General features: G+C 68.0%; 14 protein-coding genes. 8 read left to right on the top strand and 6 right to left on the bottom strand.

The features are described from left to right. Positions 1-6: 6 nt before the first annotated feature. Positions 7-1,023: a nicotinate-nucleotide--dimethylbenzimidazole phosphoribosyltransferase gene (gene cobT / locus LV780_RS04630; RefSeq protein ID WP_101342219.1), complete on the bottom strand. Its 1,017-nt coding sequence runs from the start codon at positions 1,021-1,023 to the stop codon at positions 7-9. A gap of 81 nt (positions 1,024-1,104) precedes the next feature. On the opposite strand from cobT, the gene cobS reads away from it, so the two are divergent. After that, positions 1,105-1,854 carry an adenosylcobinamide-GDP ribazoletransferase gene (cobS, locus tag LV780_RS04625; RefSeq protein ID WP_011908094.1) on the top strand — a complete coding sequence of 250 codons (750 nt, stop codon included), beginning with the start codon at positions 1,105-1,107 and terminating at the stop codon, positions 1,852-1,854. A gap of 26 nt (positions 1,855-1,880) precedes the next feature. On the opposite strand, the gene LV780_RS04620 is transcribed toward cobS, so the two are convergent. The 3 genes from LV780_RS04620 to pdxH form a co-directional block, all read right to left on the bottom strand. After that, positions 1,881-2,378 carry a DUF192 domain-containing protein gene (locus LV780_RS04620; protein WP_181318516.1) on the bottom strand — a complete coding sequence of 166 codons (498 nt, stop codon included), beginning with the start codon at positions 2,376-2,378 and terminating at the stop codon, positions 1,881-1,883. Continuing rightward, on the bottom strand, positions 2,339-2,881 hold the full coding sequence (locus LV780_RS04615) for a cold-shock protein (RefSeq protein ID WP_011908092.1): 543 nt from the start codon (positions 2,879-2,881) through the stop codon (positions 2,339-2,341). The genes LV780_RS04620 and LV780_RS04615 overlap by 40 nt, the downstream gene beginning before the upstream one ends. A gap of 115 nt (positions 2,882-2,996) precedes the next feature. After that, complete coding sequence (pdxH, locus tag LV780_RS04610; RefSeq protein WP_108221412.1) at positions 2,997-3,599, bottom strand: pyridoxamine 5'-phosphate oxidase; 603 nt, start codon at positions 3,597-3,599, stop codon at positions 2,997-2,999. A 141-nt stretch (positions 3,600-3,740) separates the two neighbouring features. Here pdxH and fabI point away from each other — a divergent pair, with 141 nt between their 5' ends. The 5 genes from fabI to rimO all read left to right on the top strand — a co-directional run bounded on the left by fabI (position 3,741) and on the right by rimO (position 8,378). Next, the gene (fabI, locus tag LV780_RS04605; RefSeq protein ID WP_011908090.1) at positions 3,741-4,565 is read left to right on the top strand and encodes an enoyl-ACP reductase FabI; all 825 of its coding nucleotides are present in this window, start codon (positions 3,741-3,743) and stop codon (positions 4,563-4,565) included. A 1-nt stretch (position 4,566) separates the two neighbouring features. Next, positions 4,567-5,181, top strand: coding sequence for a LysE family translocator (locus LV780_RS04600; protein ID WP_101340613.1), 615 nt, complete (start codon positions 4,567-4,569; stop codon positions 5,179-5,181). Positions 5,182-5,190: 9 nt separating this feature from the next. Then, on the top strand, positions 5,191-5,694 hold the full coding sequence (gene gpt / locus LV780_RS04595; protein WP_011908088.1) for a xanthine phosphoribosyltransferase: 504 nt from the start codon (positions 5,191-5,193) through the stop codon (positions 5,692-5,694). Between the two features lie 27 nt (positions 5,695-5,721). After that, positions 5,722-6,900, top strand: a complete 1,179-nt coding sequence (locus tag LV780_RS04590; RefSeq protein ID WP_108221411.1) for an aminotransferase — start codon at positions 5,722-5,724, stop codon at positions 6,898-6,900. A 104-nt stretch (positions 6,901-7,004) separates the two neighbouring features. Beyond that, the gene (rimO, locus tag LV780_RS04585; RefSeq protein ID WP_101340619.1) at positions 7,005-8,378 is read left to right on the top strand and encodes a 30S ribosomal protein S12 methylthiotransferase RimO; all 1,374 of its coding nucleotides are present in this window, start codon (positions 7,005-7,007) and stop codon (positions 8,376-8,378) included. Positions 8,379-8,467: 89 nt separating this feature from the next. Here rimO and LV780_RS04580 read toward each other — a convergent pair whose 3' ends face one another. Continuing rightward, the gene (locus tag LV780_RS04580; RefSeq protein WP_117344888.1) at positions 8,468-10,123 is read right to left on the bottom strand and encodes a methyl-accepting chemotaxis protein; all 1,656 of its coding nucleotides are present in this window, start codon (positions 10,121-10,123) and stop codon (positions 8,468-8,470) included. Between the two features lie 669 nt (positions 10,124-10,792). Further along, positions 10,793-11,245 (bottom strand): type II toxin-antitoxin system RatA family toxin, encoded by a 453-nt coding sequence (locus LV780_RS04575; protein ID WP_101340610.1) that lies wholly within the window; start codon positions 11,243-11,245, stop codon positions 10,793-10,795. Positions 11,246-11,336: 91 nt separating this feature from the next. On the opposite strand from LV780_RS04575, the gene hpt reads away from it, so the two are divergent. Both hpt and LV780_RS04565 read left to right on the top strand, forming a co-directional pair. After that, positions 11,337-11,882, top strand: coding sequence for a hypoxanthine phosphoribosyltransferase (hpt, locus tag LV780_RS04570; RefSeq protein ID WP_044247920.1), 546 nt, complete (start codon positions 11,337-11,339; stop codon positions 11,880-11,882). Next, positions 11,879-12,058, top strand: coding sequence for a hypothetical protein (locus tag LV780_RS04565; RefSeq protein ID WP_108221410.1), 180 nt, complete (start codon positions 11,879-11,881; stop codon positions 12,056-12,058). Before hpt ends, LV780_RS04565 begins: the two co-directional genes overlap by 4 nt. The last annotated feature ends 95 nt before the right edge of the window (positions 12,059-12,153 follow it).

The following is a 12,153-nucleotide window of genomic DNA, read 5'->3' as shown; positions in this document are numbered from 1 at the left end:
TGTGGCTCAGCCCTCGGCCACGCCGGCTTCGGCGAAGGTTGCCATGCCCGACAGGCAGGCCACCGCGCTGCGCAGGATGTTGATGGCCACGATGGCGCCGGTCCCCTCTCCCAGCCGCATCCCGAGCTCCAGGATCGGCTCCTTGCCCAGCCGCGCCAGAACCGCCGGATGCGCCCCTTCGGCGCTGACATGGCCCGCCACCGCATGATCGAGCGCGCCGGGCCGGATCGCATGCAGGACCGCCGCGGCAGCCGAACAGATGAAGCCGTCGAGAATCACCGGGATGCGCCCCACGCGCGCCCGCGCGATCGCACCCGCCATGGCCGCAAGCTCGCGTCCGCCCAGCCGGCGCAGGACCTCGACCGGGTCCGAGAGTGCCTCGGCATGCCGTTCCAGCCCCTGCGCCACGACGAGCGTCTTGCCCTCCAGCGCCGCCCCCTCGACGCCGCTGCCGCGGCCGGTCCATTCTCCCGCCGATCCGCCGAAGAGCGCCGCCGCGATCGCCGCGGCGGCCGTGGTGTTGCCGATCCCCATCTCGCCCACGACGAGAAGATCGGCCTCGTCCTCGACCGCCTCCCAGCCCGCCGCCAGCGCCGCGACCAGCTCGTCCTCGGTCATGGCCGGGCCTTGGGTGAAGTCGAGTGTCGGCCGGTCGAGATCGAGTTCCGTGACGGTCATGCTTGCGCCCGCCACCTTGCAGAGCTGGTTCACCGCAGCCCCGCCGGCCCGGTAGTTCGCCACCATCTGAACCGTGACCTCGGGCGGAAAGGCCGAGACGCCGCGCGCGGCAATACCGTGATTGCCCGCGAAGATCGCCACCTGCGGCCGCTCGAGCGCGGGGCGCCCGTCGCCCACCCAGCCCGCATACCAGATCGCCAGCCCCTCCAGCCGGCCCAGCGCGCCCTTCGGCTTCGTGAGCTGCCCGTTGCGCACGGTGGCCGCCTCAAGCGCGGCCGCATCCGGCTGCGGGAGCGCGTCGAAAACGGCACGGAAGCCTGCGAGGGAGGTGAACGGAGCCTTCATGGCGGGTCCTTCTGGTTGCTTGGCTGATGCGGCTTCGGTATCGGGAACTCTCGGTGGAGACCAGTGCACGGGAGAGGCAAGGTGAAAGACAGGCTGTCGCAGAGGTGGGCGGATGTGCTGCTGGCCCTGGCGCTGCTGACGCGGCTGCCTCTGCGCGCGCGGTCCCTGCCCGATCGCGGCGCCTCGGCCGCCTGGGCCTGGCCCCTGGCCGGCGTGGCGGTGGGCGGGCTGTCGGCGCTGGTGGCGGCATTGAGCCTCGCCGCCGGCCTGCCCGCCACGGTCGCAGCGGCGCTGGCGCTGGCAGCGCAGGCGCTGGTGACCGGCGCCATGCACGAGGACGGGCTTGCCGACACCGCCGACGGCCTCTGGGGCGGCTGGACGCGCGAGCGGCGGCTCGAGATCATGAAGGACAGCCGCACCGGCAGCTATGGCGTGGCGGCCCTCATGCTCGTGGGCCTCGTGCGCTGGTCGGCTCTGGCGGCGGCGCTTGAAAGCGGCAGCGCGGTGCTGATCGCGGCCGCGGTGCTCTCGCGTGTGCCGATGGTGGTGCTGATGGCCTGGCTTCCCAACGCGCGCGGCGCGGGGCTCTCGCAGTCGCTCGGCCGGCCCGATGGGCGTCAGGCTCGGCTTGCGGTGCTTGTGGCACTGGCGGTGGCGCTGCTCGTCTCGGGCCCTGCCGCGCTGATCCTCGCCCTCGCCGCAGCATCCGCGGCCCTGGCGCTCGGCATGGTCGCACGCGCCAAGATCGGCGGCCAGACCGGAGACATCCTCGGCGCGTCCCAGCAGCTTTCCGAAGCCGCGGTCTTCGTGGCGGCCGCGGCACTGGCCTGACCTCACGCTGAAAGGCGAGCCAGCGTCTAGTCGCAGGGCCAGGCGGCCATCGCCTGTGCGATGCCCGGATGGCGCAGAACGGTTCCCGGGCCGATCCCCAGCGCGCGGGCGAGGCCCCCGTTGATCTCCAGCACGCTCTGGATCCCGTCGCCGCCGGTGATGGGGGTCAGATCGCCCGGCACCGCCTCGGCATGAACGCTTTTCACCGTCCCGTCAGGGCCGGCGAAGATCATGTCGAGCGGGATGAGCGTGTTGCGCATCCAGAAGCTCGCCCGGTGCGGCTCGTCGAACAGGAACAGCATCCCCGACGACCGCGGCAGGCTCTTGCGATGCATGAGGCCCCGCGACCGTTCCTCGGGCGAGTCGGCAATTTCCACGGCAAAGCGCACCGTCGCGCCGGTCTCGGTGCGCAGCTCGACCGTGTCGGGCCGGCAGTCGGCCCGGACCGCGCCGGGAACGAGCACCAGCGCGAGGGCCAGCGCCCTCAGACCGGTTGCTGATGCTGACGCGCCGCCGCTTCCCATGAGACCACCTGCACCGCCATGCGCCCGCGCCGCCCCTCGATGATGCGCAGCGCCACCGCTTCGCCCGCGGCAAGGTCGGCAAAGCCCGACATCCGCAGGACTTCGACATGGATGAAGACATCCTCGGACCGGCCGAAGACATTGGCAAAGCCGAAGCCCTTGCCCTTGTCGAACCATTTCACCCGGCCCGGCTCGAGCGGACGCGAGGCGATCTCCTCGGGGGTCGTGGCCTCGCTGTCCTCGCTCAGCTGGAACGTCGTCCCGGCCGGCGGCTCGATCTCGACCACCTCGACGGCCTGAACGCCCCGCTGGGTGCTCTGGACCTTTACGGTGATGCCCGCCCCGTCCGCCACCGAACTCTGCCCATAGTTCCGAAGGACATTGGCGTGGAGCAGGATATCGGCTCCGTTCTCCTCGGTCACGATGAACCCGAAGCCTTTTGCCGGATCGAACCATTTCACACGGCCATGCACAAGCTGCAGGGCCTTTTCGTCTTCCACCATTCCAGAGCTGTCCCCAGATGAGCCCGTAGATTGAAACTTGTGCCGTCAATCCTCCGGCGGATTCAAGAGCAAATCATCACTCGCAGCCGAACCTTTCATTCACGAAGCGTGAAATTCAAGGGTGCAGACGCTCGATCGTCCAGCTGTCCGAAAGGTGTTCGCGGCGCCAGCGAAACCGGTCGTGCAGGCGGAAGGACCCGTCGGCCCAGAACTCGATCTCCAGTGGCTTGATCCTGAAACCACCCCAGAACGCCGGCCGCGGCGGGTTTGTTCCGTGGCGCGCCGTGACCCGGGCGACCTCGGCCATGAGGCTCGCGCGCGACGTCAGCGGCTGGCTCTGCTGCGAGGCCCAGGCGCCGAGTCGGCTCTTGAGCGACCGCGACTGGTAGTAGGCGTCCGCCTGCGGCCCCTCCTCGCGTTCGACGAGGCCCCGCACCCTGACCTGCCGGCGCAGCGACTTCCAGTGCAGCACGAAGGCCGCCTTGCCCGTGGCCTCGATCTCGACCGCCTTCTGCGAGCCGTAGTTGGTGTAGAAGACGAAGGCCGCGGGCTCGATCTCCTTCAGCAGCACCATGCGCACGTTGGGCAGGCCCGACGCATCCACGGTGGCCAGCGCGATGGCGTTGGGATCGTTCGGCTCCTGCGGCTCGGCCTCGGCCAACCAGCTTCTGGCGATGGCGAAGGGATCCTCCCCCGCGAAGATGCCCGTCCTGTCCATGGTCTTCCCCTTCTGAGCCGGACGACCCTAGTGCGGCAGACCGCCTCCGGCAATATCCGCCTCATCCTGCCGCACTTGATGGAGACCCTGCGATGGCCTACACCTCGCGCAAACCACTCAGAACATGACGAGGGAAAGCCGATGGCGAACGGACTGCTGGCTGGCAAGCGCGGTCTCATCATGGGGCTCGCAAACGACAAGTCCATTGCCTGGGGCATCGCGAAATGCTGCGCCGAGCAGGGCGCCGAAATGGCCTTTTCCTATCAGGGCGACGCGCTGAAGAAGCGGGTCGAGCCCCTGGCCGCCTCGATCGGCGCGACCGAACTGGTGGAATGCGACGTGTCGGACGAAGGCTCGCTCGACCGGCTCTTTGCCCATCTGAAAGAGATCTGGGGCACGCTGGATTTCGTCGTCCACGCCATCGGCTTCTCGGACAAGACCGAGCTGCGCGGCCGCTATGTGGACACGTCGCCGGCGAACTTCCGCATGACGATGGACATCTCGGTCTATTCCTTCACCGCCGTCTGCCAGCGCGCCTGCGCCATGATGCCCAACGGAGGCAGCCTGCTCACCCTGACCTACTACGGCGCCGAGAAGGTGATGCCGCATTACAACGTGATGGGCATCGCCAAGGCCGCGCTCGAGACCTCGGTGCAATATATCGCCGAGGATCTGGGCAAGGACGGCATCCGCGTCAACGCGATCTCGGCCGGCCCGATCAAGACGCTCGCCGCAAGCGGGATCGGCGACTTCCGCTACATCATGAAGTGGAACGAGCTGAACTCGCCGCTGCGCCGGAACGTGACGCAGGAAGAGGTGGGCAAGGCCGCGCTCTACCTGCTGTCCGACCTCGGCTCGGGCACGACGGGCGAGGTGCTGCATGTGGATGCGGGCTACCATGTCGTCGGCATGAAGGCCGTGGACGCGCCCGACATCGACGCCGTGACCGGCCGCAAGGACCACTGAGGTGACCCTCGCCGCCTTCGCGGCAGCCTGGCTGCTGCATCTGATGGCGGCGATCAGTCCCGGCCCGGCCGTCCTCATGTCCGCCCGCACCGGCATGACCGAGGGGCTGCGCACCGGCGCGGTCCTTTCGCTGGGGCTGGCGGCCGGGGCTGTCACCTGGGCATCGGCGGCCCTCTTCGGGCTGGCCCTGCTGTTCCAGATCGCGCCCTCGATCCTCTGGGGGCTGAAGATCGCCGGCGCCATCTACCTGATCCGCATGGCCTACATCATGTGGCGCGAGGCGGACCGGCCGTTCGATACCGACCTCGGCGGCCGACCGCCCCGAAGCATGGCCTCGGCCTTCCGGCTGGGCCTGTTCACCCAGCTGTCCAATCCCAAGCCGGCGGTCTTCTTCTCGGCCATCTTCATCGGCACGGTTCCACCGGACGCCGCACCCTGGGCGGTGGGGCTGCTGCTTGTCGCGGTGTTCCTGAACGAGTTCCTGTGGAACCTGTTTGTGGCACGCGTTTTCTCCTTTGAACGGGCGCGCAGCGGATATATCAGCCTCAAATCCGTCATCGACCGCAGCTTCGGCGGCCTGCTGGCTCTGCTTGGCGTGAAGCTCGCCGCGTTCTAGGAGATCCGTATGAAAGAGCGCCTTCCCCATGAGAAGGGATTCCACGTCAGCTGGGACCAGATCCACCGCGATAGCCGGGCGCTGGCCTGGCGGCTCGATGGCCAGGGGCCCGACAATGGCGCCTGGCGCGCCGTTGTGGGCATCACCCGCGGCGGCCTCGTCCCCGCGATGATCGTCAGCCGCGAACTCGACATCCGCACCGTCGATACGATCAGCGTGAAAAGTTACAACTGGCAGGAACAGCAGCCCCCCAGCGTCATCAAGGCCCCGCAGGCCGAGCTGATGGGCGATGGCCACGGCATCCTGATCGTCGATGACCTTGTCGATTCGGGAAAGACGCTCGAATTGGTGCGCACCCTCTACCCCCGCGCCCATTTCGCCACGGTCTATGCCAAGCCCTCGGGCCGGCCGATGGTGGATACCTACATCACCGAGGTGAGCCAGGACACCTGGATCTTCTTCCCCTGGGACATGGCGCTTCAATATGTGGAGCCCTACCGCGGGCGCGACTGACGCCCTCTCCTGCCGCCGGAGGCCCCGATGACCCTGCCGCTCAATCCCGCGATGGCCGCGACCTTCCCGCCCCCGGTGATGGAGGCGCGGCGCTGGATCCAGGGGCTGAGCTTTCCTGCGGATCGCCCGCTTCTCAATCTGAGCCAGGCCGCGCCGGTCGAGCCTCCGCCCCCCGGCCTGCGCGAGGCGCTGGCCGAAGCGGCGCTGAGCGATCCGCAGGCCCATCTCTACGGCCCGGTGCTCGGGATGCCGGCCCTGCGCGAGGAGCTTGCCTCCCAGTGGTCGCGCGCCTACGGCGGGCGGATCGAGGCGGCTCAGGTGGCCATCACGCAGGGCTGCAACCAGGCCTTCTGCGCGATCATGGCGACCCTCGCGGCGGCCGGTGACGAGGTGATCCTGCCGACCCCGTGGTATTTCAATCACAAGATGTGGCTCGACATGCAGGGCGTGACGGCGGTGCCGCTGCCGACCGGCCCGACGCTGCGGCCCGACGCCGAGCGCGCGGCGGCGCTTGTCACACCGCGGACCCGTGCCATCGTGCTCGTCACGCCCAACAACCCGGGCGGCGTCGAATATCCGGCCGCAACGCTTGCGGCCTTCCGGGATCTCGCGCGCAGCCGCGGCCTGGCCCTGATCCTCGACGAAACCTACCGCGACTTCGACAGTCGCACCGGCGCGCCACACCCGCTCTTTGCCGATCCCGAATGGGACGGCGTGCTGGTGCATCTCTATTCCTTCTCCAAGGCCTATCGGCTGACGGGGCACCGTGTCGGCGCCGTGGTGGCCTCGGCCGCGCGTCTGGCCCAGGTCGAGAAGTTCCTCGATACGGTGGCGATCTGCCCGAGCCAGCTTGGCCAGATCGGCGCACTCTGGGGGATGCGGAACCTGGCGCACTGGGTCGCGGGCGAGCGGGACGAGATCCTCGCACGGCGGACGGCGATGGTGGGCGGCTTTGCGGCGCTGCCGGGTTGGACGCTTCTCGGCTGCGGCGCCTATTTTGCCTATGTGACGCATCCCTTCGCCGAAGCGTCCGACCGGCTCGCCCAGCGGCTGGTGCACGAGGCGGGCGTGCTCATGCTGCCCGGAACCATGTTCCGGCCTGAGGGCGCGGACGAGGGAGGACGCGAACTCCGCATCGCCTTTGCCAATGTGGACACGGCCCGGATCGCCGATCTGTTCGCGCGGCTGGCGCAGGTCGCGGACTGACGGGGCCGGCGCCGCGGGGGGCTGTCCGCCCCCCGCACCCCCCGAGGATATTTGGGCCAGAATGAAGGAGGCGGGGCCTTCCGCGCATGCAGGCCCCACGCTATATGGGCGCGATGGCCCAGAACCCACCCAACCTCCGCCCCGATCTCGCGCCCCGACTGGTGATCGACAGCCCCCGCCGCGAGGGGCAGCCGACCATAGGCATGGTCTCGCTCGGCTGCCCCAAGGCGCTCGTGGACAGCGAGCGGATCCTGACGCGGCTGCGCGCGGAAGGTTATGCGATCTCGCCCGATTACGCGGGGGCGGATGCGGTGATCGTGAACACCTGCGGCTTTCTCGACAGCGCCAAGGCGGAAAGTCTCGAGGCGATCGGTGAGGCTCTGCGCGAGAATGGCCGGGTGATCGTCACCGGCTGCCTCGGCGCCGAGCCCGATTACATCACGGGCGCGCACCCCAAGGTGCTGGCCGTGACCGGTCCGCATCAATATGAGCAGGTTCTGGATGCGGTGCATGGCGCGGTGCCCCCCGCGCCGGACCCGTTCGTGGATCTCCTGCCTGCGACGGGCGTGCGGCTGACGCCCCGGCATTTCAGCTACCTGAAGATTTCGGAGGGCTGCAATCACAGCTGCCGCTTTTGCATCATTCCCGACATGCGCGGCCGCCTCGTGAGCCGGCCCGAGCGCGCGGTGCTGCGCGAGGCGGAAAAGCTGGTGGAGGCCGGGGTGCGCGAGCTTCTGGTCATCAGCCAGGACACGAGCGCCTATGGCACCGACTGGAAGGGCCCTGTGCGTTTTCCGATCCTGCCGCTCGCGCGCGAGCTGGGGCAGCTCGGCGCCTGGGTGCGGCTTCATTATGTCTATCCCTATCCCCATGTGCGAGAGCTGATCCCGCTGATGGCCGAGGGGCTGATCCTGCCCTATCTCGACATTCCCTTCCAGCACGCCCACCCGGAGGTCCTCAAGCGCATGGCCCGCCCGGCCGCTGCGGCGCGGACGCTCGACGAGATCGCGGCCTGGCGGCGCGATTGCCCGGACATCACGCTGCGCTCGACCTTCATCGTGGGCTATCCGGGCGAGACCGAGGAGGAGTTCCAGACGCTGCTTGACTGGCTCGACGAGGCGCAGCTCGATCGCGTGGGTTGCTTTCAGTACGAGAATGTCGCGGGGGCGCGTTCCAATGCGCTGCCCGACCATGTCGCGCCCGAGCTCAAGCAGGAACGCTGGGAGAGGTTCATGCAGAAGGCCCAGGCGATCTCGGAGGCGAAGCTTGCGGCCCGAATCGGACAAAGGCTTGAGGTGATCGTGGACGAGGTGGATGGCGAGGGGGCGACCTGCCGCACCAAGGCCGATGCGCCGGAGATCGATGGCAATCTCTTCATCGATGAGGGGTTCGAGGCGCTGTCTCCGGGTGACCTGCTGACGGTGGAGGTCGAGGAAGCGGGCGAGTACGACCTGTGGGGACGCCCTGTCTTGGCGTGAAATGTGGATCCTGCCAGTCCTCGAGCGACGCTTCGTGCCGGGCGTGCAGAGGCACCTTCCCCGGGCACAGCCGGGGAAGGTGCTGGGCGTCAGGCCGCGTTCTGTCGCGAGAATCCTGCGTCGAGCGCATCTTCGCCGATCGACATGTCGAGGTCGAACCCACCGCACTTGCGGGGCGCAGCGACGGTCGGCTTTGGCCGGGGAGACGTCATCTGCGGCCTTGAGGTCCGCCTGGGCGCGGCTGCGGCCCCCTCCATGCGGAAGTGGGAGATCGACCCCTCAAGATGTTCCGCCTGGCCCGAAAGCTCCACGGCGCTCGTCGAGAGCTGCTCGGCCGCCGACGTGTTCTGCTGGGTGACCTTGTCGAGTTGCTCGATCGCCGCGGCCACCTGTTGCGCGCCCGTGGACAGTTCGCGCGAGGCCACGGAAATGTCGGTGACGAGACGCGCCGTCCGCTCGATGTCGGGCACCAGCCGTTCCAGCATCTCGCCGGCGACATTGGCCGTCCGCATCGTGCCGATCGAGAGGGTCGAGATCTCGGACGCTGCGGTCTGGCTGCGCTCGGCCAGCTTGCGCACCTCGGAGGCGACAACGGCAAAGCCGCGGCCATGCTCCCCGGCCCGGGCCGCCTCGACGGCGGCGTTCAGGGCCAGCAGATCGGTCTGGCGCGCGATCTCCTGCACGACCATGATCTTCTCGGCGATGGTCTGCATGGCCTCGACGGCCTCGGCCACGGCCCGGCCGCTTTCGCGGGCGTCAGCGGCCGACTTGTCCGCAAGCACCTCGGTCTGGGCGGAATTGTCCGCAGTCTGCTTGATGTTTGCGGTCATCTGCTCGACCGAGGCCGAGGCTTCCGTCGTGGCCGAGGCCTGTTCGCTGGCACTCTGGCTGAGCTGTTCGGACGTCGCCGCCATTTCAGCACTTCCCGAGGCGACCTCGCGCGTGGCACCGCTGACATTGCCCACGATCTCGCGCAGCTTCAGCACCATGGTGTTCGAGGCGCTCAGCAGGTCGGTCAGCTCATCCCGTCCGCTCAACTCCACCGTGGTCGACAGATCGCCCTCGGCAACCCTTCGCGTGGCGCCGATCGCCTTGGCGAGGCCGCGGGTGATGGAGAGCACGATCCAGCCGGCGGCGGCAATGCCGATGATGCCCGAGACCGCCACGATGATCATCAGGTTGCGCGCGGACGAGGCATAGAGCACATCCGTCTCGCTCTTGGCCTGGTCGAGGTCGGCCATCAGCCGGGCGCGCAGATCGTCGATCAGATCAATGCGCTGCTGCTGGCGGGCCATCTGCTCCTTGTCCGCGATGAGCCGCTGCGCGCCCTGCGTGTCACCGGCCGAGGCCAGTTCCACGACCTTCGCGTTCACGGCATTCACCTCGTCCCAGAGGGTTCGGTATTCGGTGAGAATGGCTGCCCGCTCGCTTGACTGCAAGAGAGCCGACAGAGCCTCGAAGGCGCCTTGCTGCACCTGGCGGGCTTTCTCCATCTTTGCGATGCTGTCCTGTCGCTCGGCCGCGGAACCGGCGAGGATCAGGTCACGGTTGTAGCCCTTGACGGCCAGTTGCCCCTCATTCAGCTGCTGAGCCAGCAGCACCTTGTTCACGTCGATGTCGATCAGCGAGGTCAGCCGATCGTTCAGCTTGTCGAGGCTCGTGATGGCAATGCCGGTGGCCAGGCCGCTCAGGGCGAGGACGAGGCTGAAGGCAATGATGAGCCTGAGTTTGATGGTCAATCTCATGGGAAAGGGTCCTGTCTGTTCAGGCCGCGGCGGCTTCGGCGTCTGCGCCGAGGGCGGTGGGGCTGACAGCGAAGAAGCAGGGCGTGGGCGCCGGCCTGCGGCCCGACGGCTCGGGCGCCACCCACGTCAGAACCTTCCGCCCGGCCCCGGCGGCGTCTGGTTCTGGCAAGCATGCTTTCATGACATCAGCCAATCGAAAGAGATACCTGCATGAGCGAGGCATCGGGTGCGCCACGGCAGTTCATTCTCTGTCCGACGCTCGCGCCTGTTTCGTCGGAGTGGCATGAACCGGCGGCGTACGGCGAGCAGGTCCCTCGTGCCGGATGGGCCCAGCCATCGGAACCTGAACCTTGGAATGCCGCACAAACCTTAGCGCGCAGCTAACGCTCCTCGGATTTGTCCTGGAAACGCATTCGAAGGGGAGCCCGTCCAGCCGATACAGGCGCAGACGTCAGGCGGTGACGCGCCTGACCTGCCGGAGCCGCGCGTCCGGCAGGCCTGCAACTTGCGGTGGTGCCACGACATTCACGGCTCAAGGGCGGGTCCGGCCTGTCCGGTGGCCTCAGGCCATCGCCCCGACGCTCGGCAGCGTTTGCAGATGTGCGGCAAATTCGACCGATCTTACACGGGAAGCGCCCACGCCGCCCTTGCGGACACCGGCCGAGAGGCTCAGCGCGGACCGTAGAGCGTCTGGGCGCGCTTTTCGAAGGCCCGGACGATGCGGTGCATCGCCTCGTTGAAGACGACGCCGATGATTCCTTGAAGGATCGCGTTGCGGAACTCGAAATCGACGAAGAAATCGACCTCGCAGCCGCCGTCGGGGCGGTCGCGGAAGCTCCAGGAGGAGCGCATGTACTTGAACGGCCCGTCGAGATATTCGGTCTCGATCCGCTTCGCCTCGGGAAACAGCTTCACGCGGCTGCCGAACCGTTCGCGGAACACCTTGAACGAGATCACCAGATCCGCCTCCATCAGCTCGCCGCCCTGGATGGGCTTTCGCGAGCGGATGCGGGCCGCGGAATTCCACGGCAGGAACTGCGGATAGCGCTCCACGTCCGCGACGAGGTCATACATTTCCCCGGCGGTCCAGGGAAGCGGGCGGCTCTCGGAGTGGGTCGGCATCGCGGCGTTCGGTCCTCGGGCAACGGCCCCGGTCGGGCGTGACTTGGGCGTCGTTTCTGGATAAAGGGGCGGCAGGATGCAAGAGGGCGCCATGCCGACGAGACCTTATGTCATAGACCAGATGATCTCTCCCAAACAGATCGCGGCACGGGTCGAGGTTCTGGCGCGCCAGATCACCGAGCATTTTGCCGATACCGAGAAGCTCGTGGTCGTGGGCCTTCTGCGCGGCTCGTTCGTCTTCATCGCCGATCTGGTGCGCGAGATCCATCTGCCGGTCGAAGTGGATTTCCTCGAGGCCTCCTCCTACGGCGACGCGATGACCTCGAGCCGTGAAGTGCGCATCCTCAAGGATCTGCGCGGCGAGATCGCGGGGCGGGACGTGCTGGTGGTCGAGGACATCGTGGACACGGGCTTCACCCTCAGCCATGTGGTGCGGCTGCTGCGCTCGCGCGAGCCCAAGCGGCTCGAGGTCTGCGCGCTGCTCGACAAACCCTCGCGGCGCGAGGTGGGCATCCGCGCCACCTGGACCGGGTTCGAGATCCCCGACGAGTTCGTTGTGGGCTACGGGATCGACTACGCCCAGCGCAACCGCAACCTGCCCTTCATCGGCAAGGTCCGGTTCCTGGAAGAGGCATGAGTCCACTCTGGCTGCTGCGGATGGTGCGGTGGGCCCGGCGTCCACCGTCGCGGCGGCGTGTGCTTCTGGTGCTTGCGGTGGTTGGCGCCTCGCTTGCGCTGGTGGCGGTCGAGCGCGTGGCGGGATGGCCGGAGGCGCTGACCGTGGACGGCTTCGGCCGCGCCGGCCGGCCCTGATCCGGGCATTGGCGCGGCCCCCACGCCCGGCCGACCGGCCCGATACCCCGATCCGCCGGCGAAAAACCCGCCACCTCACGGAAAAGTTGAAAATC

The sequence above is a fragment of the Cereibacter azotoformans genome (genome assembly GCF_021391315.1).
Lineage (GTDB): Bacteria > Pseudomonadota > Alphaproteobacteria > Rhodobacterales > Rhodobacteraceae > Cereibacter_A > Cereibacter_A azotoformans.
Note: the sequence above shows the minus strand (reverse complement) of the source record. Positions and strands in the feature narration are given on the sequence as shown.

Excerpts from the sequence above, each read along its gene's own strand:
- LV780_RS04575 (WP_101340610.1), bottom strand. The coding sequence starts at position 11,245 with ATGCCGACCCACTCCGAGAGCCGCCCGCTTCCCTGGACCGCCGGGGAA.
- cobT (WP_101342219.1), bottom strand. The coding sequence starts at position 1,023 with ATGAAGGCTCCGTTCACCTCCCTCGCAGGCTTCCGTGCCGTTTTCGAC.
- hpt (WP_044247920.1), top strand. The coding sequence starts at position 11,337 with ATGCCGACGAGACCTTATGTCATAGACCAGATGATCTCTCCCAAACAG.
- LV780_RS04580 (WP_117344888.1), bottom strand. The coding sequence starts at position 10,123 with ATGAGATTGACCATCAAACTCAGGCTCATCATTGCCTTCAGCCTCGTC.
- rimO (WP_101340619.1), top strand. The coding sequence starts at position 7,005 with ATGGGCGCGATGGCCCAGAACCCACCCAACCTCCGCCCCGATCTCGCG.
- LV780_RS04590 (WP_108221411.1), top strand. The coding sequence starts at position 5,722 with ATGACCCTGCCGCTCAATCCCGCGATGGCCGCGACCTTCCCGCCCCCG.
- gpt (WP_011908088.1), top strand. The coding sequence starts at position 5,191 with ATGAAAGAGCGCCTTCCCCATGAGAAGGGATTCCACGTCAGCTGGGAC.
- LV780_RS04565 (WP_108221410.1), top strand. The coding sequence starts at position 11,879 with ATGAGTCCACTCTGGCTGCTGCGGATGGTGCGGTGGGCCCGGCGTCCA.
- pdxH (WP_108221412.1), bottom strand. The coding sequence starts at position 3,599 with ATGGACAGGACGGGCATCTTCGCGGGGGAGGATCCCTTCGCCATCGCC.
- fabI (WP_011908090.1), top strand. The coding sequence starts at position 3,741 with ATGGCGAACGGACTGCTGGCTGGCAAGCGCGGTCTCATCATGGGGCTC.
- LV780_RS04615 (WP_011908092.1), bottom strand. The coding sequence starts at position 2,881 with ATGGTGGAAGACGAAAAGGCCCTGCAGCTTGTGCATGGCCGTGTGAAA.
- LV780_RS04620 (WP_181318516.1), bottom strand. The coding sequence starts at position 2,378 with ATGGGAAGCGGCGGCGCGTCAGCATCAGCAACCGGTCTGAGGGCGCTG.